The sequence below is a fragment of the Rhodopseudomonas infernalis genome (assembly GCF_022271405.1).
Lineage (GTDB): Bacteria > Pseudomonadota > Alphaproteobacteria > Rhizobiales > Xanthobacteraceae > Rhodopseudomonas > Rhodopseudomonas infernalis.
On the sequence record NZ_JAJNAL010000015.1, the window covers coordinates 51,295 to 75,323 of the forward strand.

At 65.3% G+C, this 24,029-nt stretch carries 22 protein-coding genes and 1 tRNA gene; 8 read left to right on the forward strand and 15 right to left on the reverse strand.

What is annotated here, in order from left to right:
• Nucleotides 1-2 precede the first annotated feature (2 nt).
• Nucleotides 3-1,403: an amidase gene (locus tag LPW26_RS12350; RefSeq protein ID WP_238735570.1), complete on the reverse strand. Its 1,401-nt coding sequence runs from the start codon at nt 1,401-1,403 to the stop codon at nt 3-5.
• A gap of 405 nt (nt 1,404-1,808) precedes the next feature.
• Between LPW26_RS12350 and LPW26_RS12355 the strand changes: the two genes are divergently transcribed.
• Nucleotides 1,809-2,966 (forward strand): transporter substrate-binding domain-containing protein, encoded by a 1,158-nt coding sequence (locus tag LPW26_RS12355; protein ID WP_238735571.1) that lies wholly within the window; start codon nt 1,809-1,811, stop codon nt 2,964-2,966.
• Nucleotides 2,963-3,550 (forward strand): ANTAR domain-containing response regulator, encoded by a 588-nt coding sequence (locus LPW26_RS12360; protein ID WP_238735573.1) that lies wholly within the window; start codon nt 2,963-2,965, stop codon nt 3,548-3,550. Before LPW26_RS12355 ends, LPW26_RS12360 begins: the two co-directional genes overlap by 4 nt.
• A 12-nt stretch (nt 3,551-3,562) precedes the next feature.
• On the opposite strand, the gene LPW26_RS12365 is transcribed toward LPW26_RS12360, so the two are convergent.
• The 7 genes from LPW26_RS12365 to LPW26_RS12395 all read right to left on the reverse strand — a co-directional run bounded on the left by LPW26_RS12365 (nt 3,563) and on the right by LPW26_RS12395 (nt 11,668).
• A complete protein-coding gene (locus tag LPW26_RS12365) occupies nt 3,563-4,336 on the reverse strand; it encodes an exodeoxyribonuclease III (protein ID WP_238735575.1) in 774 nt (257 codons plus the stop codon).
• A 96-nt stretch (nt 4,337-4,432) separates the two neighbouring features.
• Nucleotides 4,433-5,872 (reverse strand): NAD-dependent succinate-semialdehyde dehydrogenase, encoded by a 1,440-nt coding sequence (locus tag LPW26_RS12370; protein ID WP_238735577.1) that lies wholly within the window; start codon nt 5,870-5,872, stop codon nt 4,433-4,435.
• A gap of 72 nt (nt 5,873-5,944) precedes the next feature.
• Nucleotides 5,945-7,153 (reverse strand): ABC transporter substrate-binding protein, encoded by a 1,209-nt coding sequence (locus LPW26_RS12375; RefSeq protein ID WP_406677496.1) that lies wholly within the window; start codon nt 7,151-7,153, stop codon nt 5,945-5,947.
• Between the two features lie 58 nt (nt 7,154-7,211).
• The gene (locus tag LPW26_RS12380; RefSeq protein ID WP_238735580.1) at nt 7,212-8,054 is read right to left on the reverse strand and encodes an alpha/beta fold hydrolase; all 843 of its coding nucleotides are present in this window, start codon (nt 8,052-8,054) and stop codon (nt 7,212-7,214) included.
• On the reverse strand, nt 8,051-8,419 hold the full coding sequence (locus LPW26_RS12385) for a hypothetical protein (protein ID WP_238735583.1): 369 nt from the start codon (nt 8,417-8,419) through the stop codon (nt 8,051-8,053). Before LPW26_RS12385 ends, LPW26_RS12380 begins: the two co-directional genes overlap by 4 nt.
• On the reverse strand, nt 8,416-10,518 hold the full coding sequence (locus LPW26_RS12390; protein ID WP_238735585.1) for an acetate--CoA ligase family protein: 2,103 nt from the start codon (nt 10,516-10,518) through the stop codon (nt 8,416-8,418). Before LPW26_RS12390 ends, LPW26_RS12385 begins: the two co-directional genes overlap by 4 nt.
• Nucleotides 10,505-11,668 (reverse strand): acyl-CoA dehydrogenase family protein, encoded by a 1,164-nt coding sequence (locus LPW26_RS12395; protein WP_238735586.1) that lies wholly within the window; start codon nt 11,666-11,668, stop codon nt 10,505-10,507. Before LPW26_RS12395 ends, LPW26_RS12390 begins: the two co-directional genes overlap by 14 nt.
• Before the next feature lie 106 nt (nt 11,669-11,774).
• Between LPW26_RS12395 and LPW26_RS12400 the strand changes: the two genes are divergently transcribed.
• On the forward strand, nt 11,775-12,704 hold the full coding sequence (locus tag LPW26_RS12400) for a LysR substrate-binding domain-containing protein (protein WP_238735587.1): 930 nt from the start codon (nt 11,775-11,777) through the stop codon (nt 12,702-12,704).
• A 46-nt stretch (nt 12,705-12,750) separates the two neighbouring features.
• Here LPW26_RS12400 and LPW26_RS12405 read toward each other — a convergent pair whose 3' ends face one another.
• Both LPW26_RS12405 and LPW26_RS12410 read right to left on the reverse strand, forming a co-directional pair.
• Nucleotides 12,751-12,957 (reverse strand): hypothetical protein, encoded by a 207-nt coding sequence (locus LPW26_RS12405; RefSeq protein WP_238735588.1) that lies wholly within the window; start codon nt 12,955-12,957, stop codon nt 12,751-12,753.
• A gap of 190 nt (nt 12,958-13,147) precedes the next feature.
• Nucleotides 13,148-13,888, reverse strand: coding sequence for an IclR family transcriptional regulator (locus tag LPW26_RS12410; RefSeq protein ID WP_238735589.1), 741 nt, complete (start codon nt 13,886-13,888; stop codon nt 13,148-13,150).
• A gap of 457 nt (nt 13,889-14,345) precedes the next feature.
• Here LPW26_RS12410 and LPW26_RS12415 point away from each other — a divergent pair, with 457 nt between their 5' ends.
• From LPW26_RS12415 to LPW26_RS12430, 4 genes are all read left to right on the forward strand, one after another.
• Nucleotides 14,346-15,191 (forward strand): amidohydrolase family protein, encoded by an 846-nt coding sequence (locus tag LPW26_RS12415; protein ID WP_238735590.1) that lies wholly within the window; start codon nt 14,346-14,348, stop codon nt 15,189-15,191.
• A gap of 16 nt (nt 15,192-15,207) precedes the next feature.
• The gene (locus tag LPW26_RS12420) at nt 15,208-16,419 is read left to right on the forward strand and encodes a CaiB/BaiF CoA transferase family protein (RefSeq protein ID WP_238735591.1); all 1,212 of its coding nucleotides are present in this window, start codon (nt 15,208-15,210) and stop codon (nt 16,417-16,419) included.
• 70 nt (nt 16,420-16,489) lie between these two features.
• Nucleotides 16,490-17,662, forward strand: coding sequence for an NADH:flavin oxidoreductase/NADH oxidase (locus tag LPW26_RS12425; protein WP_238735592.1), 1,173 nt, complete (start codon nt 16,490-16,492; stop codon nt 17,660-17,662).
• A 73-nt stretch (nt 17,663-17,735) separates the two neighbouring features.
• Nucleotides 17,736-18,947: an ABC transporter substrate-binding protein gene (locus LPW26_RS12430; protein ID WP_238735593.1), complete on the forward strand. Its 1,212-nt coding sequence runs from the start codon at nt 17,736-17,738 to the stop codon at nt 18,945-18,947.
• A 338-nt stretch (nt 18,948-19,285) separates the two neighbouring features.
• Here LPW26_RS12430 and LPW26_RS12435 read toward each other — a convergent pair whose 3' ends face one another.
• The 5 genes from LPW26_RS12435 to LPW26_RS12455 all read right to left on the reverse strand — a co-directional run bounded on the left by LPW26_RS12435 (nt 19,286) and on the right by LPW26_RS12455 (nt 21,941).
• Nucleotides 19,286-19,732 carry a PaaI family thioesterase gene (locus LPW26_RS12435; RefSeq protein ID WP_238735595.1) on the reverse strand — a complete coding sequence of 149 codons (447 nt, stop codon included), beginning with the start codon at nt 19,730-19,732 and terminating at the stop codon, nt 19,286-19,288.
• Nucleotides 19,725-19,967 (reverse strand): hypothetical protein, encoded by a 243-nt coding sequence (locus LPW26_RS12440; RefSeq protein ID WP_238735597.1) that lies wholly within the window; start codon nt 19,965-19,967, stop codon nt 19,725-19,727. The genes LPW26_RS12435 and LPW26_RS12440 overlap by 8 nt, the downstream gene beginning before the upstream one ends.
• A gap of 314 nt (nt 19,968-20,281) precedes the next feature.
• Nucleotides 20,282-20,494, reverse strand: a complete 213-nt coding sequence (locus tag LPW26_RS12445; protein WP_238735599.1) for a light-harvesting protein — start codon at nt 20,492-20,494, stop codon at nt 20,282-20,284.
• 15 nt (nt 20,495-20,509) lie between these two features.
• Nucleotides 20,510-20,665, reverse strand: coding sequence for a light-harvesting antenna LH1, beta subunit (pufB, locus tag LPW26_RS12450; RefSeq protein ID WP_238735601.1), 156 nt, complete (start codon nt 20,663-20,665; stop codon nt 20,510-20,512).
• A gap of 1,201 nt (nt 20,666-21,866) precedes the next feature.
• Nucleotides 21,867-21,941: transfer RNA gene (locus tag LPW26_RS12455), tRNA-Gln, on the reverse strand.
• Between the two features lie 205 nt (nt 21,942-22,146).
• On the opposite strand from LPW26_RS12455, the gene LPW26_RS12460 reads away from it, so the two are divergent.
• Complete coding sequence (locus LPW26_RS12460) at nt 22,147-23,928, forward strand: acyl-CoA dehydrogenase (protein WP_238735602.1); 1,782 nt, start codon at nt 22,147-22,149, stop codon at nt 23,926-23,928.
• The last annotated feature ends 101 nt before the right edge of the window (nt 23,929-24,029 follow it).

Below are 24,029 nucleotides of genomic sequence, written 5' to 3' on the forward strand. Positions count from 1 at the left end.
ACTCACAAAGCGGGGTGACGCGCGTGCCAGTCGGTCGCGCGTTGAAATGCATCGCCGGCGGCGACCAGCCGCGCTTCGTCGAAGTGACGGCCGACGAACTGGAATGCGACCGGCCCGCCGTTCGAAGCGAAACCGCCGGGCAGCGTGATGGTCGGGCTGCCGGTCATGTCGAACGGACAGGTGAAGCGCAGCAGCCCGCCGATCAGCGACGGGTCCTCGCCGAGCGACGCCATTTTGGCGAGCGTCGGAGCCGCGTAGGCCTGCGCCGGCACGGCGATCAGATCCACCGTCTCGAACAACGCCCGCAGTGCGCCGCGGAACGCTTCACGGCGCAGCACGATCTTCTGATAGTCGGTGCCTGATTGTTGCAAGCCGAGATCGAGCAGACCGGCGAGGCCGGGGCCGTACTCGCCCTTGCGCGCCGGATAGGTCGCTGCATGCGCCACGGCCGCCTCGACGCCGCACAGCGGAAACCAATCGTCGGTCACGGCCTGCGCATCCGGGAACGTGATGTCCTTGATGGTCGCGCCGAGATCCTTGGCGACGCGCAGCGCATCGTCGAGCACCTTCACGGCCGCTTCGTCCGTGCCCTGCGTGGTCCAGCGGCGATCGACGCCGATCACCACGCCCTTGAGGTCGCCGGACAGGCTCGCCGTGTAGTTCGGCACCGACAACGGCACCGCCGTGGTGTCGTTCGGATCGGCGCCCGCGATCACGCTCAGCATCGCGCCGCAATCCACCGCGCTGCGGGCCATCGGGCCGATGTGATCGAGCGTCGCGGCGAGTTCGTAAGCGCCATAGCGGCTGACGCGGCCCCAGGTCGGCTTCAGCCCGGTGATGCCATTGGCGGCCGACGGAAACCGGATCGACCCGCCGGTGTCGGTGCCGAGTGAGCCGAAGCACAGGCCGGCCGCCGTCGCCGAGCCCGATCCGCTCGACGATGCGCCCGACCACAGCTCCTTGTCCCAGGGGTTTTTCGGCGGATCGATGTCGGGGTGATGATCGGCGTAGGCGCCTTCGGTCTGCTGCAGCTTGCCCAGAATGATCGCGCCGGCCTGTTTGAGGCGAACCACGACGGTCGCGTCCTCACCCGGCATGAAATCGCGATGGATCGGCATGCCGTGCGCCGCGGGCATACCCTTGACCCAGCACAGATCCTTGACGGCGATCGGCACGCCGTGCAGCGGCCCCTTCACTTTGCCGGCGGCGATCTCCTTCTCGGCGACCGCCGCGTCCTGCAGTGCGAGCTCCGGAGACACATGCGCGTAGCTCTTCAGCGCGCCATCGAGCTTGTCGATGCGCTGCAACATCGCCTGCGTGACTTCGACCGGGGACAGCTTCTTGCCCTGAATGTTCTGTCCGATCTCGACGAGCCCGCGATAATGAAGATCTGTCGTCCCCAATGCCTTCACTCCCGATGTGCCGTCATCGCCGCGGCGTTCGCCGGGCGTGCAGCCGCGTTCCGGCGACGCGCCTGCGTCGCCAAATTGGTTTCAAGCGACAAACGAAAAAAGCCATCCGCTCCTCGAAAGAGGCGCGAATGGCTCGGATGCCGCGGCTATGGTCTATCGCGTAGGTGCTTAGTCGACCGAAACGTTCATGCTTGAATTCGGACGTCGTCGGCCAAATTCAAACTCGGTTCGAGTGTCACCCGATAACGAAAGTCTAGGTTGGAGAGGTTCGCCATGTCAACGCGTGAGCTTGCACAAATCCTGCCCGAGTGCTGCGCAGCAAATCAGCACCGCAGCTCTTGATCAGTTCGCGCGCTTGATGATCTCATGCACGCCTAGCGCGAGCGACCGTCCTCCATGTCGAAACCTTCGATCCCGATCGGCATCTTGTCGTCGACGTCCGGCCCGTATCAGGCGATGGGACGTGAGATCCTCAAATCGGCGCTGATGGCGATCGACGAGGTCAACGGCAGTTCCGACTTCGATTTCAGCCTCAGGGCGCATGTCCGTGACCCCGGCGGCGTGCTGGGCGCGTATCACACGGCCTGCGACGACCTGATTCGCAATGTCGGCGTCGACCACATCATCGGCTGCTACACCTCGGCGGCGCGCAAACAGGTGCTGCCGATCGTCGAGCGCACCGAGCGGCTGCTGTGGTATCCGGCCCGCTACGAAGGCTTCGAGTGCTCCGACAACGTGATGTATGTCGGCGCCTCGCCGAACCACAACGTCGTGCCGCTGGTGCGCTACGTGCTGGACAGTCTTTCGCCGCAGCTGTTCTGCGTCGGCTCCAACTACATCTGGACCTGGGAGACCAATCGCGTGACCCGCGAGCTGGTGACCGCCTCCGACGGCCGCATCGTGGCGGAGCGGCTGCTCGAACTCGGCGAAAGCCGGGTCGAGCACATCGTCGACGAGATCGTTCGCAAGCGTCCGCCGATCGTGTTCAACACGCTGGTCGGCAGTTCGAGTTATGATTTCATCCGGGCCTTCCACTCCGCCACACAGGGCCTGAACATCCCGATGCTGAGCTGCAGCCTGTGCGAGCCCGAGTTGAAGATCGTCGGCGCGGCCGGAGCCGGCTGCATCACCTCGTCGGCCTATTTCGAGAGTATCCGCCTGCCGGAAAACCGCGCCTTCGTGGCACGCTGGAAGGCGCGCTATGGCGACGACAGCAGCCCGTCGGTGGACGGGCAGTCGGCCTATGTGGCGGTGTTCCTGCTGGCGCGGGCGATCCAGCGCGCCGGCACCTGCAACGTCAACGACGTCCGCCGCGCCGCCGCCGGTTATCGCTACGACTCGCCACAAGGTCCGGTGTGGATCGACGGCGATAACAATCACTGCGTCCTTACGCCACGTCTGGCGGTGTCCAACGCCATCGGGCAGTTCGATATCTTCTGGGAAGCGGACGCTCCCGTGAAGCCGGACCCTTATTTGTCGCAACTCGATGTCGCGGTCCGACCGTCGAAAGACGGGCGGATTCCCAATGCGCCTCACCTGAGGATCGTCAAATGAGCAAGCCGTCATCGTTTTCCCTGCGCGGCCGCAAGGCCCTGCTCGCCGTCAAGGACGAGCGCGATGCCTCGATCGTCCGGCGTCAGTTCGATCGCCTCGGCATCGAGATGGTCAGCTGGGTGCCGGGCGAAGCACCGTGTTGCGCTCCCGACATCGTGCTGATCGACGACGACTACCTGCCGATCGCCGGCGCCGAGGATCGGCCGCTGCCGGAGGGATGCGCCGTCATCGTCCTGCTCGGCACCGAGACGCCGAGCCGGCTCAAGCTGGTGCTCGATCTCGATCCCACGTCGTTCCTGGTCAAGCCGCTGCGCTCCGCCGGCATCTACGCGGCCGTGGTGATGGCGCTCGAGCGCGTCGCGCGCACCACCGAGCTGAAGCAGCAGCTCAGCAAGATGGACGCCCGTATGCGCGCACGGCGGGTGGTGCTGGCAGCGCTGGTTCAGCTGATGCATGCGCAGGGCCTGCCGGAGCCGGCGGCCTTCGCGCTGCTGCGACGGATGGCGATGGAGCAGCGCAAGACCATCGAGCAGCTCGCGGCCGAATTGGTCGCGCAGGACCCGCTCGCCCGCGCGACCGGGTAGCGCGGCGCGCAGCTACGTGCCTAGCACGATCCACGCCGGCGCATGGTCGCTCGCCTCTTCCGCAGCGCGGACCTTGCGGTCGACGCCCGCACGCTTCAGCCGCCCGGCCAGCGTCGGATCGAGCAGCAGATGATCGAGCCGCAATCCCTTGTCCTGCTCGAAGCGATTGCGCCAATAGGTCCAGAACGTATAGGGCGCATCGTCCGGATGCAGCGCCCGCAGAGCGTCGGTCCAGCCCTGCTTCAGCAGCGCCGCGAACAGCGCGCGCGCTTCCGGCTGCAGCAGCGCATCCTTGGTCCACGATTTGGTCGGATAGATATCGGTCGGCGTCGGCACCACGTTGTAGTCGCCGGCCAGCACCACGGGTGCGCCGCTCTTCATCAGCGTGGCGGCGTGGCGATTGAGCCGCTTCAACCAGGCCAGCTTGGCGTCGAATTTCGGCCCCGGCTGCGGATTGCCGTTCGGCGCATACAGCGACGCGATGATGATGCCGGACACCGCGGCTTCGAGGTAGCGTGCATCGCTGTCCTTCGGATCGCCCGGCAGCCGCTTCCGCGTCACCACGATCTCGGCCTTGCGGGCCAGAATGGCGACGCCGTTCCAGCTCTTCTGCCCGACCCAGGCGGCCGAATACCCGGCCCTGCGCAGCGCCTCTTCGGGAAAGTCCGCCTGCGCCGCCTTGAGCTCCTGCAGGCAGACGATGTCCGGCTTGGCCGCACGCAGCCACGCCAGCAGATTGGGCAGCCGCTTGTTGACGTTGTTGATGTTGAAGGTCGCGATCTTCACGCCAGCCCTTTTCGACGGACGCGCGTATGCGGCGCGTGCCGTCAATCGCGGCGAGCCGCTCGAAGTTCCATCGGCCGTGACGGCGAGAGCGCCGGGCTAGCCGGAGAACTGGCTGACGTATTTGAGCGACTGGAAATCCTGCAGGCCTTCGATGCCGCCTTCGCTGCCGACGCCGCTGTCCTTGTAGCCGCCGAACGGCGTTTCCGGCAGCGAGGCCTGCCAGTGATTGATGATGACGTTGCCGGCCGCAATGCCGTCGGCCATCGCGGCCGCGTTGCGCAGGTCGTTGGTCATCACATAGGAGGCCAGGCCGAACGGCAGCCGGTTGGCGAGCGCGATGGCTTCATCCCTGGTCCGGAACGACGCCGTGGCCGCCAGCGGGCCGAACGGCTCGACATTGGAGGCCATGCAGTCCTGATCGACCTGCGTCAGCACGGTCGGCCGGAAGAAGAAGCCACGCTCTGCGCAGCGCACGCCGCCAGCGGACACGGCAATGCTGCGCGATCGCGCATCGTCGACGAAGCGCTCGATCGCCTCGACCCGCCGCGCATTCGCCAGCGGTCCCATCCTGGTGGCCGCATCGAAGCCGTCACCCACGGCCAAGCCGTTGGCGAGCTCCGACAGCTTCGCGGCGAAGCGGTCGTGGATCGACTCGTGCACGAAGAAGCGTGTCGGCGAGGTGCAGACCTGACCGGAATTGCGGAACTTCGCCGCCACCGCCGAGACCGCGGCGGCTTCCGGATCGACATCGCCGAAGATGACCACCGGCGCATGGCCGCCGAGTTCGAGTGTCATCCGCTTCATCGTCTGCACGGCCAGCGCGCCGAGCTGCTTGCCGATCGCGGTCGAGCCGGTGAACGTGATGCCGCGAATGATCGGCGAGCCGACCAGGGCATCCGAAATCATCGCCGGCTGGCCGAACACCACGTTCAGCACGCCGGCCGGCAGTCCGGCTTCCTGCAACAGCTCGGCGATGGCCAGAGCGGTCGCCGGGGTTTCTTCCGAGGGCTTGATGATCACCGAGCAGCCGGCCGCGAGCGCGCTGCTGATCTTGCGGGCGGGCGTGATCGCAGGCGCATTCCACGGCGCGAACGCCGCAATCGGGCCGAGCGGCTCGCGCACCGCAATCTGCTGGATGGCCGGATTGCGCGACGGGATCACCCGCCCGTAGGCGCGACGGCCTTCCTCGGCATTCCAGGCGAAGATGCCGGCCGCGGTCTCGACTTCCACCCGCGATTCAGCCATCGGCTTGCCGAGCTCGAGCGTGATCAGACTGGCGATGGCCTCGCGGCGATCCAGGATCAGCGTCGCGGCGCGCTGCAAAATCCGGCCGCGGTCGACCGCGGACATCTTGCGCCAGACCTCGTGTCCACGCGCCGAGGCGGCAAGCGCCTCGTCGAGATCGGCCGCACGCGCATGCGGCAGTTCGCCGAGCACTGCGCCGGTCGCGGGATTCAACACCGGCTCGGCGTTGCGCCCGGCAGCATCCAGCCATCGACCGTCGATCAGCAGGCGCAACGCAGGATAATCGATCACGGTCCGTCTCCCTTGTCCGGCGGGCGCGCCGATCCGCGCCCGCCGGTCTGTCACGTCAATGGCGCAGAGCGGTTACTTCGCCGCATTCACCAGCGGGCAATTGCCATCCTTGAGCGGACGGAACGCCTGGTCGCCCGGAACCGTGGAGAGGATCTTGTAGTAATCCCACGGATACTTCGACTCGGAAGGCTGCTTCACCTGCAGCAGATACATGTCGCGGATGACACGCCCGTCCTCGCGGATGCTGGCGTTGGTGGTGTAGAAATCGTTGATCGGCATCTTCTTCATCTCGGCGACCACCACCGAGCCGGCATCGCTCTTGGTGGCGTCGACAGCCTTCAAATAATGCGTCACCGCGCCATACACCGCGGCCTGCAGGCTACCCGGCGCCTTGCCGCCGAACCGCGCCATGAAGCGCTTGCTCCATTCCCGGGTCTTGTCGTTCGCGTCCCAATAGAAGCTGTCGGCGAAGATCAGGCCCTTGGCGCTATTGAGGCCGAGCGCATGGATGTCCGGGAGATTGACCAGCAAGGCGGCGATGCTCTGGCCGCCCGATGTCAGGCCGAACTCGTTGGCCTGCTTCAGCGCCGTCATCATGTCGGCGCCGGCGTTGGCGAGACCGATCACCTGCGCCTTGGAGGCCTGCGCCTGCAGCAGATAGGAGGAGAAGTCCGACGAATTGAGCGGATGCTTCGACGAGCCGAGCACGGTGCCGCCGTTGGCGAGGATCACCTTGCTGGCTTCGGCTTCGAGCGCCTGGCCGAAGCTGTAGTCGGCCGTGAGGAAATACCAGCTCTTGAGGCCCTTCTTCACCAGCGGCGCGGTCGCGACGTTCGCCAGCGCATAGTTGTCGTAGGCCCAGTGCACGCCGACCGGCGAGCACGCCTTGCCAGTGAGATCCGGGGTGCCGGGGCCGGTCGCGAGGAATGCCTTGTCCTTGTCGCGCGACAATTGCTGCACGGCGAGCGCCACACCCGACGACACCACCTCGGTGATGGTGTCGACACCCTCGGTGTCGTACCATTTGCGCGCCAGCGCGAGGCCGATATCAGCCTTGTTCTGGTGGTCGGCCGAGATCACCTCGACCGGCATGCCGGCGGCCTTGCCGCCGAAATCCTCGACCGCCATCTTGGCGGCCAGCACCGAGCCGGCGCCGACGTTATCGGCGTAGGGCCCTGACATATCGGTGAGCACGCCGATCTTTACGGTGCCGTTGGAGATTTCGGCCGAGGCCGACGCCACCGACATCAACACGGCGGCGGTCGCCAGACAGGTTTGCAGCTTCACGATTTCAATCCTCCCTTGTGTTTTATGAGCCGGCGCGAAAGCCGCCTGCCGCTTACTTGATGGCCGCGAGCACCGGCAGCAGATGGCCGAGAAAGGCCTCGGGATCTTCGCTCATCGGAAAATGGCCGAGGCCCTTCATGATCGCCACGCTGCTGCCCGTAATGCTGCGCGCGACCGCCAGCGTCTCTTCCGGCGTGCACGAGTAGTCGTACTCGCCGGACAGCAGGAACAGCGGGCACTTCGTGGTGTCGATCTGCGCGACGCGGTCGCGGATGTCACCGTCCTGCTTGTAGAAATACAGGTCGCCCTTGAACACGCCGGGGCCGCCCTGCATGTAGTGCCACAGCGTTTCCCAGCGCTCCTTGTCGGGCGCGTCCGGGCCGACCAGGCCCGACACGATCGCGGCGCAGACTTCGCCGCCGTGCACGTCCGGCCGATGCAGGAAGCTCAGATCGTAATACGGATCGACATGCGCACCGGCCTGCAGGCCGATGATGGCGCGGAAGCGTTCGGGATGCTCGAGCGCGAGATGCAGGACGATCCGGCCGCCGATCGAGCAGCCCATCACGATCGGACGATCGAGCTCCAGCGCCGTCATGATCTCGAGGATCATGGTGGTGTATTGCGCCGAGCTGAGTTGATACTCTTCGTTGTGCCAGCCGGCGGGCGGCGACGACTTGCCGTGCCAGGGCATGTCGAAGGCAATGACACGATGCGTCGCGGTGACCCGGGCATCGTTCATCAGGCCGCGATACTGCCTGCCGTCGGCGCCCGCCGTGTGCAGGCAGAGCAGCGGCGTGCCGGAGCCGGCCTCTTCCACATAAATGCGGTGCGGCCGACCAAACAGGTCGAGATTGAGATAGCGCCCGATGACGGGCTCGAACGAGGCGGTCATGCCGAGGCTCCCGTCGCACGTAGTTTCGCCAGCGCTTCCTTGAAGTAGCGCAGATTGGCCATGAAGATCTGCAGATTGCCCTCGGCCTTCAGGGTGCGCCGCTTGATCAGCGCCATCAGGTCGTGCGAGCCCGGCCGCGGCTTCGCGGCCCAGAACTGCGCCCATTCCTCCTCGGACGCGCGCAGCGCGAACGACCACGACGGCATCACGAACGGGCCGCGTGTCACCGACACGATGCGGCCTTCGGCGATCGTCACCAGCCAATCGGTCGGTCCGACCGCGAGCAGCAGCGTGGTCGACAGAAAGCGTCCACGCTTCACCAGCATCTCGTCCGCATTGACCCTGGATGTCAGGCTTTCGATCATGTGTCCTCCTTGTCGGCGAGCGCGACCAGCGCATCGACCGCGACGACGCCGCTCCCCACCGCGTTGATGATCAGGGGGTTGATTTCGGCGTCGCGCACGTGAACCTCTTCATCGACCGCGAGCCGCGACAACGCAACGATCGCCTGCGCCAGCGCGTCGAGATCGCCGTGCGGCTTGTTGCGGAAGCCGCGGAATACGCGGGTGATCGCCAGCTCGTCGATCATCTCGCGCGCGGCGCCCAGATCCACCGGCGCGAGGCGGATGCTGCGGTCGCGATAGATCTCGGTGAACACGCCGCCGGCCGCGAGCAGCACGATGGGCCCGGCCTCCGGATCGACCCGGTAGCCGAGCAGCATCTCGCCGAGGCCCGACGTCATGGGCTGCACCAGCACCTGCGTCGGCGTGGCGCCCGGCCGATGCGCCGCGACATTCGTGGCGATCTTGGATGCAGCCTGCTTGACGCCGGCTTCGTCGCCGACGTTGAGGACGACACCGCCGACTTCGGTCTTGTGCGCGATCTCGGCCGACAACAGCTTCACGGCGACCGGATAGGCGAAGGGTAAGTCGACGGCCTGCGCGCCGACCTCGACCGCGACAGCGGGCGCATGAGCGATGCCGAGGCGATCGAGCAACCGATAGGCCTGCATCTCGTCGAGCTGGCGCGTGGCGCCGGCGAGCGGTCGCAGCAATGGCAACTCACGCCGCGGCTGCCGGCGTAGCAGCGCCGCGCTGATGGCGTCGGCACAGCTCTCCGGCGTGCGGAAGTTGGGCACGCCGGCCTGGGTGAGCATCGCCAGCGCATCGGGCGCGTCGGGCACCACGAAGGCGACCAGCGGCTTGGCAGAACCGGCGCTGTCGATCACCGGCTTGACGGCGAGGTCGGGTTGAAACCGCGCGGACGAACCGGTGACGGCGACCACGACATCAAACTCGGGCGCCGTCAGCATCGTCTGCAGCGCGGCCTTCATCACCTCGTAGCGGGTGCCGGCCAGCGTCAGGTCGATGATCCGCTCGTGCTGCGCCGTGACGCCGGCTTCGCCGAGACGATCGAACGTGGCGTGGGTCGGCTTGACCACCTCGATATCACGGATGCCGAGCTCATCGACCACCATGGCGGCGCCGCCGCCGGTCGTGGTCACGACGCCGACGCGCCGAGTGTGCTGACCGGCCGGGCGCGCCGGCAGCTTGTGCAACAGCGGCAGCGTCTCGATCAGGGTCTCGAAATTGTTCACGCGGGCGATGCCGCAGTCGGCCAGGAACGCGGCCGCGACGTCGTCTTCGCCGGCCAGCGCGCCGGTGTGCGACAACGCCAGTTCGGCCGCCACTGCGGAGCGGCCCAGCTTGTAGGCGACCACCGGCTTGCCGCGGTCCGCAGCCGCGAGCGCGAAGTCACGCAGGTCCTGCGCGCGCCGGATGCTTTCGAGGAACAGCATGTAGCCGGTCACGTTCGGATCATCCAACGTGGCGGCGCAGATCTCGCCGAGGCTGAGATCGATCTCGTTGCCGACCGACACTAGCCCGGCAAAGCCGACATTGCGCGCCTTGCCACGCGAGATCAGGCCGCCGAGCAGGCTGCCGCTGTGCGACGCGACGAAGATGCCGCCGCGCGGCAGGTCGCTCTCGGCGAACGCCGCGTTGGCGGTGATGATGGTGCGGCTGTGCAGATTGATGGCGCCGAGGCTGGACGGGCCGAGGATGCGCAGCGAACTCGCCGCGCAGATCGCCTTCAGCCGTTCGACCCGCGCGAGCCCTGCCTCGCCGCCCTCGGAAAAATTCGATGCCAGAATCGTCGCCACCGGAATGCCTATCCGCGCACAGGCTTCGGCTGCGGCGATCGCGTCATCGGTCGGCGTCAGGATGAAGGCGTGATCCGGCACCGCGGGCAACGCATCGAGCGACGGCCACGCGGTCTCGCCGAGCACCGTCGCGCGCCGCGGATTGATCGGATAGATCGTGCCCTGATAACCGGCGCGCCGCAGATATTGCAGCGGCCGCGACGACGTCTTCGACAGATCGTCGGACGCGCCGACCAGCGCGATGCTGCGCGGCGCCAGCAGCGCCTGCGCCCAGCTCGACGTTGGGGCGCTATTCGGCGGCACGTGCCACAGATCCGCGCTGATCGAAGCGGCGCTCGAACACGTCTTCGGCTATCCGGTTCTTGAGGATTTCGGTGGAGCCGCCGGCGATCATCCAGCCGCGGGTTCGGCGCATGCAATATTCGGCGAGCGACTCCTGGCTGTAGCCGAGCCCGCCCATGATCTGCACCGCCTCGTTCGCCACCTCGAAGCCGGCCTGATTGCAGGCGAGCTTGGCGATCGCGGTCTGATACGGCGACGGCAGGCCCTCGGTGATACTTGCGGCGCGATACAGCAGCAGCTGCGCCGATTCCAGCTTCAGCGCCATGTCGGCGAATTTCCACTGCAGGCCCTGAAACTCACAAAGCGGACGACCGAACTGCATGCGGATCAGCGCATGCTCGCGCGCCAGATTGAAGGCATGGCGCCCGAGCGCCAGCGACCGCGCCGAATTGCCGAGCCGTTCGACGTTGAAACCGGAAATCTGCTTCTTGAAGCCGCCGAGCCCGAGCAGCACGTTGGCGGCGGGGATCCGGCAGCTCTCGAAATAGAGCTGGCTCCATTGCTCGCCGCTCATGAAGGCGGTCGGCTTGCCGACCGTGAAGCCAGGCGTGCCGCGCTCGATCAGCACCGAGCCGATGCCGCCGACGCCCGGCCCGAACCGGACATAGACCAGGTACACCGCCGCATCCGGGCTGTGGGTGCCAAACACCTTGCTGCCGTTGATCAAGTAATCGTCGCCGTCGGCGGTCGCAGACGTCTTCAGCTCGGTCGCCGCGGAGCCGGCGTCGGGCTCGCTCATGCCGAGGCTGATGCAGCTGCGGCCGGCGAGCAGGTCGGGCAGGAAGCGCGCTTTCTGCTCGGGCGTCGCATATTCCACGAACGTGCGGATCGGACCGAAATTGCCGGCCTGCACGATATCGGCGCTGCGCGGACACACCGCGGCGACCTGCTCGATCGCGATCACCGCGTCCATCAACGTGCCGCCCTGGCCACCATCCTCCGGATCGAACGGGATGCCGAGCAGTCCCTGCTCGGCGAGCAGCTTCGCGGTCTCGAACGGAAAATGCGGATCGTGCGCGCGCGCCAGCGCACCATCCTTCAGATGGGCTTCGGCGAAGCGCCGAACCGAGGTGGCGAAAGCTTGTTGTTCTTCTGTGAGTTGGAAATCCATGGGTCCGCCGCAGATCAAGGTGGCCCCTGTTTCCCAGCGCAGCGCTGGACGGGCAACTGTGCATCGGTTATTGCTTTATTACATTTTGTAATGTCAGAGGCGAGTCATGGCCGAGAAGGAAATGCCTCAGTCGGAGTGGCTTCCGCCGCTGAACCCGCTGCACGTGTTCGAAGTCGCGGCCCGGCTCGGCAGCTTCACCAAGGCGGCCGAAAAGCTGCGCGTCACGCAGCCGGCGATCAGCCGACAGGTCCGCACACTGGAAGACTTTCTCGGCGTTCGGCTGTTCGAGCGTGACAAGCAGGGCATCCGGCTGACGCCGGCGGGCGAGCAGTTTCAGCGCGAGGTCTCGCCTGCATTTCACATCATCCGGACCGCGGCCGCCAACCTCAAGGAGACCCGCCGGGTCGAGCCGCTCAAGATCCGCGCCTACACGACCTTCGCGTCGAAATGGCTGATCCAGCGGCTGCCATCATTTCACGTCGCGCATCCGAACATCCGGCTGAACATCAGCAACGTGGTCGCCCCGATCGACTTCGCCAAGGACCGCGTCGATCTCGCAATCCAGTTCGGCGACGGCAACTGGCCGGGCGTCGTTTCGGAGTTGCTGTTCACGGATCTCATTCAGCCGGTGTGCAGTCCGAAGCTGCTCAGGAGCGCGCGGCTGGTGGAGGTGGACGATCTCCGGCGAGTGCAGATGCTGCACTCGCATTATCGCCGCACCGACTGGCACGATTGGCTGGCGGCCGTGAACCGCACCGATCTACTGTCCAGCAACGAGATCAGCTTCTCGTCGTCGATCCTGACTTATCAGGCCGCTGCCGAGGGTGTCGGCGTGGCGATCGGCCAGATCCATCTGCTACGCAACGAAATTGCCGACGGAACGCTGGTGCCGCTGTTCGATGCGCCATTCGAACGCAAGCTGGCGCACTACGTGGTGCGACCGAAAGGCCGCCCCCTCAATCGCAAAGCGCGCAGCTTCCTGACCTGGCTAAGTAAGAGCATGGACGATTTTGTGGCTGCGCAACCAACGCGCTAGCGACATTTCCGCGGAGGTCGTCTACCCGCCAAACGCACGGCGGCGATCAGCCGCTCGGCGCCTCGGTGGCGTCGTCCTCGGGTTCAGGCAACATGCCGCTGCCTGGTGTCTTGCTCTTGTCGGTCAGTTCGGGCTCCGCGTGCGGTCCCGCGGGATTTGGGTCGCGCGCGGGGTCGGACCGGTCCTCGGCGGGACGGCCTCCGGACTCCCGACCTAGCGCCTGCTCTGTCCTGCCGGAATTTTCCTCGATCATCCTCACGCTCCTGTCGACCTGCTATCGTCGCCTGCGGGATCGCGGCGCCCCTGCGATCGGGCCCCCGGCATCCACTTGGCGCCTCGGGGCAACATCGGGCGAACCGCGTCGGTTCCGGACCCGCAACTGAAATCGTCGTCTGCCGCCGCCGAGCACTGGGAGCCGCGCGCTTTTGCGCCAAGTCCCTGGCTCAAGGCATAAAGCGCGCGATGCCTTCGCGAATACACGCGAGGATTTCGTCCTGCCGTTCCTCGAGCCGAGAAACCGGTCCGCCGACGCCGAGCACGAGGCTGCGTCCGAAGTCGCGCTTCGGCAGCAGCACTGCGATCACGCCGGCGTCTTGTACGATGATGTGCTTCGAGAACATAAAGCCGTCGCGCCGGATATTGTTGACGATCTTCATCAACGCCTTCAGCTCGAAGTGTTCTTCCGGCGGGCACACCGCGTTGATGCGGCGGAGCAGCCGTGCGATCTCGGCGTCGGTGTGACCGCTGAGCAGCGTGCGCCCGATCCCGCTGATCGCCAGCGGCCGGACATCGCCGGGCTTCACCTCGAACCGCAAACGTTTGCGGGTCTGCACAGCGTAGATGTATTGCGCGTGCAGATCGGATTGCGTGCTGATGTTGACGAGTTCGTCGAGCTTGCCGTGAACGAAATCGACCAGCGCGAGAATTGCGCTGTCGCCGAACAGCCCCGTGTCCAGCCAGCGTCCCATCTGGGAAATGCGCATCGTCGGCATGTAGGTGCGATTGTAGCTGTCGTAGAACAGGTAGCCGAGCATCGCCATGCTCTTGAGCAAGGCGGCCGCGCTCGATGTCGGATAGTCGCACTTCGCCGCGAGCTCCTTGAGCGAGATCGGGCGCTTCACGTCCTCGAAGTACTCGAGGACCTCGAAGACTCGCTTGGCTGACTTGATACTGGAGTCTGTCATCTGCACCTACGCGGAAATTCCTGCTCGCGAAGCCGGCGCTCGGCGAGGACCACCAGAAGCGCGCTGCAGCTTAGCTCCGCGCGATCCCGGCCGCTAGACTTTTCCATATACATAGAAATGGAACCATATATCTGGAACGGGTGGACTCGCGAGCGCAGGAATCCTAGTGTTGCGATCGGCCGGCAAGGCTGCGGCGTCACAACCGCCCAACAAGCAAAAGCGACCACTCAAGATGGCGCACGCTGACAGGGAGGCTTCATGGAGCAGGGCATGACATTGTCTGCTGCGATCAGCTGATTTCGAGCGGTCGCGGTGCGGGCTCCTCCGTCGTCGAGTCGAGCCTCCGCGCGGCCATCACAATCCTCAGCATCAACCTTCGGGTCGCGACGTGACGCGAGCCGGGGCACCGCGCGCCGCGACGGCAACACCTCTTCAAACCGAACAGGGATCTGCTTGCATGAACTACCGATTGCCTGAAGGCAGCTGCGACTGTCACTTCCACATCTACGGCCCGTTCGATCGCTTTCCGCCCGGAGACGAGGGGCGCTTCACCGCCGCAAAGCCGTTCACGATCGAAGACGCCTTCGGCATCTGGGACAAGCTCGGCATCACGCGCGGCGTGATCGTGCACGCGGTCGGATCCGGAGATGACAACGCCGTCACCTACGACGCGCTGCGCCGCTATCCCGACAGGCTTCGCGCCGTCGCGATCCTGCGGCCGGACGTCTCGGATCGACGGCTCGATGAACTCACCGACGCCGGCTTCAAGGCGGTGCGTATCACCATGATCCGGCAGGACGGCAAGCCGGTCTCGACGCTCGGCACCAGCTACGACGATCTGGTCGAGCTCGCGCCGCGTCTGGCGGAGCGAGGCTGGCACGCCCAGCTGTGGATCGAGAGCTCGGATCTGGCCGCCGCCGCCGACAAGCTCGAGAAGCTGCCGATGAACTACGTGATCGACCACATGTCGCGGACCATGGCCGACAAGGGGCACGAGCATCCGGACTTCCGCGCCTACACCGACCGGCTGAAAACCGGCCGCTACTGGACCAAGATTTCGGGCGCCGACCGCAACACCCGGATCGGCCGCCCCTATGCGGACACGGCGCCCTTCATGCGGGCCATCGTCGAGGCCGCGCCCGATCAGGTGGTGTGGGGCAGCGACTGGCCGCATGTCGGCCACACCGCCGAGACCATGCCGGATCTGCAGGACCTGCTTCGCCTGCTGCACGAATGCGTGCCCGACGAAGCCGTCCGCCGGAAGATCCTGATCGACAATCCCGCCCGTCTGTACAACTTCTGACGCCGAAGAGGATATTTTGGAGAACGACAAGACGTCGCCGCTCGCCGGCGTGATCGTGATCGATCTCGGGCAGGTGTATCAGGGACCGTATTGCGGTTTCCTGATGGCCCAGGCCGGCGCGACCGTCATCAAGGTCGAGCCGCCGAACGGCGAGCCGGTGCGTCATCGCGCCCGCATCAGCAAGGGCAACGCCGTTCCTTTCGCGATGCTGAACGCGAACAAGCGCAACATCAGCCTTAACCTGAAGTCGCCCGAGGGAGTCGCCATCCTGAAGGAGCTCGCCGCCAAGGCGGACGTGCTGATCGAGAACTACGCACCGGGCGTGCTCGATCGCCTGGGCGTCGGCTACGCCGCCCTCAGCGCCATCAATCCGCGGCTGATCTACGGCTCGGCCACCGGCTACGGCCTGTCGGGCCCCGATCGCGACAATCTGGCGATGGACCTGACCGTGCAGGCGATATCGGGCATCATGAGCGTGACCGGCTTCGCCGATGGCCCGCCCGTCAAGGCAGGTCCGGCGATCACCGACTTCATCAGCGGTGTGCACCTGTATGGCGGCATCCTGACCGCGCTGTACGACCGGGAAAAGAGCGGACGCGGCCGGCTGGTCGAGATCGCGATGGTCGAGACCGTCTATCCGGCGATGGCGTCGAATCTGGCCGATGTCTTCAATCGCAAGGCCGCGGCTCCTCGCACCGGCAATCGCCACGGCGGACTCGCGGAGGCGCCCTACAATGTCTATCCGGCGTCCGACGGCTACGTGGCGATCATCAGCGTCAACGAAGCCCACTGGACCGGCTTGACGCGGGCGATGGGGCGACCGGAGCTGACCGACGATGCGCGCTTGAAGACGGTGCTCGACCGCCTGAAGCATATCGACCTGACCGACCAGATCGTGTCGGACTGGTCGTCGCAGCTCACCCGCGACGAAATCACCGAGCTGTGCCGTGTCAATCGCGTGCCATGCGCGGCGGTCCGCGACCTGCGCGAAGTGACGGAAGACAAACACCTCCACGCCCGCGGCATGCTGCGCGACATCGAGCATCCCGAATACGGCGACATCCTGGTTCATCGCAGCCCGCTCGTGCTGCACGACACGGTGGCGCCGGACTACACGCCGTCGGCGCGTCTCGGCCAGCACAATGGCGAGGTGCTGTCCGAATATCTCGGGCTATCCGACAAAGAGATCGACGCGCTGCGCCAGTCCGGCGCCATCGCGCAGGCGTGACGACACACGGTGCAGCAACGACGGCCGCGGCGCGCGCATCGCGGCCCGCAATTTCGAAGGAGCATTGAAGATGGTGAAGCTGTTCGAAAGCCTTGCATTCCGCGGCGTCGAGCTCAGCAACCGCATCGTCGTCTCGCCGATGGGGATGTATTCGGCCGAGAACGGCTACGTCACGCCGTTTCATCTGGTTCACTACGGCAAGTTCGCCATGGGCGGCGCCGGGCTCGTCTTCGTCGAGCAGACCTCCGTCAGCCGAAAGGGCCGCATCACCAACGGTGATCCGGGGCTCTGGGAGGACGGCCAGATCGACGGCATGCGCCAGATCGTCCACGTCATCAAATCGCACGGCGCGAAGGCGGCCATCCAGATCAATCACGGCGGCCGCAAATCCAGCCAGCAGCGCGCGTTCCGGGGCAACAGCCATCTGACCGACCGCGACATCGAGATGGGCGAGGAATGCTGGGTGCCGACCGGCCCCTCCGACGTGCCCTTCTCGGACGGTTTTCAGACGCCTGTCCCGCTCAGCAAGGACGGCCTCATCGGCGTGCGCGATGCGTTCGTCGCCGCGGCGCGCCGCGCCGTGCTGGCCGGTTTCGACGTCATCGAACTCCACATGGCGCACGGCTATCTGCTGCAATCCTTCCTGACGCCGCTCGCCAATTTTCGCACCGACGAATACGGCGGCAGCCTCGAGAACCGCATGCGGTTTCCGCTGGAAGTGACACGCGCGGTGCGAGCCGCGCTCCCCTCCGCCACACCTTTGTTCGTCCGCGTTTCGGCCACCGACTGGATCGAGGGCGGCTGGGAGATCGAGGACAGCGTGGTGTTCTCGCGCAAGCTCAAGGAACTGGGCGTCGATCTCGTCGACTGCTCGACAGGAGGCAATCTGCGCGCCGGGTCGACCAACGCCAATCTCGGACGCGGTCCGGGCTACCAGGTGCCGTTTGCCGAACGCATTCGCCACGAAGCCGGCATTGCAACCGGCGCGGTCGGCATGATCCGAACGCCGGAGCTTGCCGAGAAGATCCTGCAGGACGGCAGAGCAGACCTGATCTTCATCGCCCGCCAGATGCTGTTCAATCCGTTCTGGGCGCTGCACGCCGCGGAGCATTTCGGGCTCACCGGCAATTTCGAGAAGTGGCCCGAGCAATACGCATGGTGGCTCGCCAAATGGGGCGGCGCTCTGCGTACCAGCGGCGAACGTCTGGACGGATTGGAGCCGTATCGCGAAGCGGCCGAATGAGATTCGCCGTCGCGTCGTGACATCGAGAGCGCGTTCAAGCGCCAACAGGAACTTTACAGGGAGGTTGATAACAATGAGAACCATACTGGCTGCATCGATGGTCTTCCTGAGCCTCGCTTCGGCGCACGCGCAGACGCCGGCGTCGAAGCCGGTCAAGCTTGGCGTGCTCAACGATCAGTCCGGCCAATATGCCGATGCCGCGGGGCCGGCCTCCGTGGAGGTCGCCAGGATGGCGATAGCCGATTTCGGCGGGAAGCTGCTGGGACAACCGATCGAGCTCGTGTTCGCCGACCATCAGAACAAGGCCGACACCGCTTCGGGCATCGCCCGGCGATGGATCGACACCGAAGGCGTCGACGTCATTCTCGACATCGGCAACTCCGCGGTCGCACTCGCGCTGTCCGATCTGGTTCGCGAGCGGAACAAGATGATGATCGTGTCGTCGGCCGGCGCCTCGACGATCACCAACGAAAAATGCTCTCCCAACACGTTCCAATGGACCTACAACACCGCCACGCTGGCGCGGAGCACCGCGAAGGCGCTGCTTGGACAGGGCGGAAACCAATGGTTCTTCCTGACCGCAGATTATGCCTTCGGCCATGCGTTCGAAAACGACGCTTCGGCGGTGGTCAAGGCGAACGGCGGCAAGCTCGTCGGCGCCGTGCGCCATCCGTTCAACACCAGCGACTTCTCGTCGTTTCTATTGCAGGCCCAGAGCTCCAACGCCAACGTGCTGGCGCTCGCCAACGCCGGCGGGGACACCTCCAACTCGCTGATGCAGGCTCACGAATTCGGCCTGCTCGGACTCAAGAGCAAGATGAAGGTGGCGGCGCTGCTGTTCCAGATCACCGATGCGAAGTCGGTCGGTCTGAAGAACATGCAGGGCCTGTACACCTCCGAGGCGTTCTACTGGAATCGCAACGACGCCTCGCGCGAATTCGGCAAGCGCTTCTTCGACAAGGTCGGCCGCATGCCGACCCAGGTTCAGGCCGGGATGTATTCCGCCACCAAGCACTATCTCAAGGCCGTCGAAGCCGCCGGATCGCTCGACACCGCCGCGGTGCTGGAGAAATTCCGGTCTCTGCCGGTGAACGACTTCTTCTCCGAGAAGGGCTATGTCCGCGAGGACGGCATGCACATCCACGACTATTATCTGCTGCAGGCCAAGCCTCTGGAGAAGTCGACGGGCCCGTGGGACTTCTATGACGTCGTCGCAACCGTCCCGGCCGACGACGCCAATATTCCGCGTGACCAGAGCAAGTGTCCGCTGTTGAAGAAGTCCTGATCAACAGACGTCGCTGATGCTCACGTCGAGCGGCGAGCGTATTCCTCGCCGCTCGGGATGACCCGCTCCATCATGTCGCGTCGCCTGCCAGCGCGGGCGACGTCGGCGGCAAACAGAACGGCAAGGCCTTTGCGGCTTGCTTGCGATCCGACAGAATACAGCTTCAGCTCGGCTCAAGCGTGCCGCGAAGGAAATCACGCGACCTGCGAGTTCGCGCGCTCAGCATGTGCACGCTGCGCTTGATCTCGTCCAGGATCGGCAGCTCTTTTTGCTCGAGTTCGCGAACCGTCCCACTGACGCGCGGCTCACTTGCATATCCGTGAAAGACGCAGCCCGGGTTACTTGGCGGCGCGCACCGCGGCGGTCGATGTCGCGGTGGCGATCGGCCGATCCTCTGCGTCGTAGAGCTCGGCTTCCAGGAACGCGATGGTGCGGCCGATGCGGACGACCTTGCCGTACGACCTGTAGGTTCCCGGATGGGCGGCGAGCAGAAACGCCACCTTGATCTCGAGACTGGCGACCGATGTGCCGGGATCGGACTGGAAATGGCACGCCGTCGCCATGGCGGCGTCCAGCCATCCCGTGACGATGCCGCCCTGTACGATGCCGCCTCTGGGATGTCCCGGCACGGAATGGCAGTGACGCGTTTCCGCCTTCCATTCCATCGTGGTGCGGCGCAGCGCTTCATCGTAGCCGACCAGCCGTCCGTTCAGCAGGTCCCACGCCGGCGGGTGGCGCGCCTCGATCGTCGCGATGATATCGGCTGAACTGCGCGCCTCACGCATGCGCCGAACCTTCCTCGGCGAGGCCGCGCTGATAGGTCGAGGGATTGCAGCCGAATCCGTGCGAGGCATTTTTCCCTTGGCGGCCGGTGTGCCCCAGCTGAAGGCCGGCGCCACCCGCAGCGAAACGGCCCACATTGACGAGAGGCCAATCGGTCGGAAACTCCGCCTCGCCGGAATATTGATGCATCGGAGCGACGACGACGCGATCCTTCAACGTCAGCTCGCTGATCTGCATCGGCGAAAACAAAAGCGGCTTGTCCGACATCCGAACCTCCCGTGATTTTTGATCATCTTATGGCCCGCCAACCGAGCGCACCATCCGCCACTTGGTAAAAATCGCCTTTCACGAACGTGAAAATGCGAGCCGCGCCGGCCGCAGCCCTCCGACGAGAACCGTCCTGCTGTTCGACAAGCCACTGCGGTGAGTGCAGTCGTCGTGGCGATCGATGGTCCGTGTGGAGCAGTCGCCGCGCAATCAGCCGGGGGGCGGCGCACGGGTCGAACGAGGAGGCGGCGTCCTGATCGCGGTCGCCGCTTCCAGGTGGATTGTTATTTCTTGGCCGGAGCGGCCGGAGCCACCGGAGTCGACGGTGCCACGGCAACGGTCTTGCCGTTCATGAAAGCCGAAACCCATGTGGTGTTTTCGAGCACCGCGAAGTGCACGAGGAACGCCATCGTCGCCACGCCGCCCAGCAGCAGCGGCAGCGGCAGCGGCAGGCCAACGGTAGGATTGACGACCGTCCAGAGTCTACCTTGATTCATGATCGATACTCCTGATCAGTGCAGCCAGGGCGAATAAACATACGCCAGGAAGTGCGCGATGATCGCGATCGCGCCGAACACGCGCGTCCCGTCGACCACATGCTTATGGAGTTCTTCCGACTCCGCGATTGTCAGGCCCGTCGGCCAACCCTTGTTCAGATCGTCTGCCAAGCGAAAACTCCCAAATGAATCGCTGAGCGCCGTGCCATCCGCACCCGCTCGTCTGATACTCGCAGCGGTCGAACCCGGCCGCGGCAAGTCACGTCTGGTCGGAAACAAGTTGAGTCCGCGTCTCCTCGCTCGAACTGACCATCGAGCGCGATTGCGGACTTCACCAGCGTGATATCGATGATCGCGCCTACGCCAGTCCAACTCAGAGAGTAGTTGACAGACTGTCCGACGAGTTCCGATGGTCAATTTAGGAAGACCTTATCGGGCGGTCCGTTTCATCCCTGATGCATCAGGGCATCGTCAGGAAATCCCACACGGATCTGAAATCGAACAGTTTGTTTCGACGCCGATCCTCCGCATCGAAACCGCGACCGGGGCCGAGCGAGTCGGCATGGAAGACTGAAACCCGGACACAAATCGCTTTGTCAGGAACTTCCCAATCGAAAAGCTCTTTGAATTGGCCTAATCAAGTTCAGCGCAAAGGTTGGCCCGTACACATGCAAGACGATGACTATTGCAACCTCTGTCGAGCTATTGAAAACTTGCTCAGTGGTCCTTTGCGTCCGGGATACGAAGCTGTCCGATGGCACTGCCCAAAGTGTGGTGCGGCGATTGATCTGGTCGTGAAATCCGAAATGGCAGCCAAAAGTCCCACAGTGAGCGATTGGTAGTGAGGTGCGCGGTGACCGCCGAGCTCCGCTTGGGCAGCGTCTCATCTCATTCGGCTCGCAACAACGGTCTCTGATTCTCGCCCCCATGGCCCAAGAATCATGCCCCAAGAATGTCGGCTCGATCTCCAGGCAGGCCACACCCTCCCCGCCGCGAAGCCAAAGCGTGTCCAAGATGAGTGAGAGGGCGGTTGAGGGCGGTGTTGCCGCCGCGCCGATTTGGAACCACCACGGGTTGCGGCCCGCGTGATCGACGACCATCACGGTGTTTTCCAGGATCAAGTCGGCTGAGCAGCAAGCCGTCGGGCATAGAGCGGCTCGTCGTGTTCACGCTCCCGAAAACATACGATCAATCCAGCTTGGCGGCGATCGCATCAGGCTGCCGGCGCGGCCAAGCATCGACTGCGTCTCTCGAATGAGAGGGAATCCGTTGCGCAAGCACATCCCGCGCAACTGCGATGTGCCGCAGAGCTGCGCATCAGCTCTCCAGCCAAGACGATTTCTGTAGATATTTCAACGACTGGAGGGAGCACTGGCTGGGGCGGGAGGGATCGAACCTCCGCATGGGGGAATCAAAATCCCCTGCCTTACCGCTTGGCTACGCCCCATCGCCCGCCGGCCGCATTCGCTCGAGCCGGCGGCGGAATCATGTCTCGGCTCCGCCGGTCTACAGAGACAGCCGCAGGTTTTCAACCGCCCAGGCTGGCCACCGCCCGCGAAGATCCGCCCAGAGGCCCGGCGCGACGAAAGGTTGAGAGCGGCCCGATTTCATGGAAGAAGGCGGACCAATTCTCCGTCAGCCGGGATCTTCACATGACCTATCGCGCTCCGATCGACGATATTCTGCTCTCCCTCAACCACGGCGCGGGCCTGCAGGCCGCGGTGGCGGCCGGGCATCTCGGCGACTACGACAGCGAGCTCACCGCGCAGGTGCTGGAAGAGGCCGGCAAGTTCGCCGCCGACATCCTGGCGCCGCTGAACCGGGTCGGTGACAAGCACGGCATCAAGCTCGAGCACAACGCCGTCACCACCGCGCCGGGATGGCCGGATGCGTATCAGCGCTGGATCGCCGCCGGCTGGAACGCGGTGTCGGGGCCGGAGGCATTCGGCGGCCAGGGGCTGCCGAGCGCGCTCAACGCGGTGTGCACCGAGCTGTGGGCCTCGTCCAACATGGCGTTCGGGCTGTGCCCGCTGCTGACGCTGTCGGCGATCGACGCGCTGCATGAGCATGGCAGTGACGAGCTGAAGGAGATCTATCTCGGCAAGCTGGTGTCGGGCGAATGGACCGGCACGATGCAGCTCACCGAACCGCAGGCCGGCTCCGACGTCGGCGCGCTGCGCACCCGCGCCGAGCGCGCCGCCGATGGCAGCTACAAGATCTTCGGCAGCAAGATCTTCATCACTTACGGCGACCACGACATGACCGACAACATCGTGCATTTCGTGCTCGCACGATTGCCCGATGCGCCCGCCGGCACCAAGGGCATCTCGCTGTTCCTGATTCCGAAATTCCTGGTCAACGGCGACGGCACGCTGGGGGCGCGCAACGATATCTTCCCGAGCGGCGTCGAGCACAAGCTCGGCATTCACGCTTCGCCGACCTGCACCATGCAGATGGGCGATCAGGGCGGCGCGATCGGCTATCTGATCGGCGAGGAAAATCGCGGCATGCAGTGCATGTTCACGATGATGAATCAGGCCCGTCTCGGCGTCGGCCTGGAAGGCGTCGGCATCGCCGACCGCGCCTATCAGCAGGCGCTGGCCTATGCGCAGGAGCGCAAGCAGGGCCGCGCCATCGGCAGCGACAGCAAGGGCTCCGACCCGATCATCAAGCACCCCGACGTCAAGCGCATGCTGCTGACGATGCGGGCGATGACCGGCGCGGCACGGACGATCTGCTACGCCACCGCCGTCGCGCTCGATATCGCTGCACGTAGCGCCGATCCGAAGGTGCGCGCCGCTGCCGCCGCGCGCGCCGCGCTGCTGACGCCGATCGCCAAGGCGTTCTCCACCGACATCGGCACCGAGGTCGCCTCGCTCGGCGTGCAGATCCATGGCGGCATGGGCTTCATCGAAGAAACCGGCGCCGCACAGCACTATCGCGACGCCCGCATCGCGCCGATCTACGAAGGCACTAACGGCATCCAGGCGACCGACCTCGTCACCCGCAAGCTCGGCGCCAATGGCGGCGAGTCGGTGTGGGCGCTGCTCGGCGAACTCGACGGCATCATCAAGGATGTCGAGGCGAGCAACGATCCGGCGTTCGGCGCCACCGGCCCGCGGCTGCGCGACGCGCTCGATGCGCTGACGCGGAGCAGCAAGTATCTGCTCGACAAGCTCGGCAGCTCGACGAACGATGCGCTGGCCGGCGCGACGCCGTATCTGCGGCTGTTCGGCGCGACGCTCGGCGGCTGCTCGCTCGCCGCCGAAGCGCTGGCGGCGCGCAATCTCGACGGCGTCGCCGATCCGGCGCGCTACGTCACGCTGGCGCGGTTCTTCGCCGAAAGCGTCGCGGTGCAGGCCGGGGCCTTGGAGCGCAATGTGGTGGACGCCGCGGCGGCCCTGCAGACCGCCGACGCCGTGCTGACCGCCTGACACGGCCGCTCCCGGCCTTGTGGCAAACCCGGGGCGCGCCGCGGCGCGCTTCGGCGTCCCCTCCAACGGGTTGAAAACGGGAGTCTTTCGTCGCAACCCGT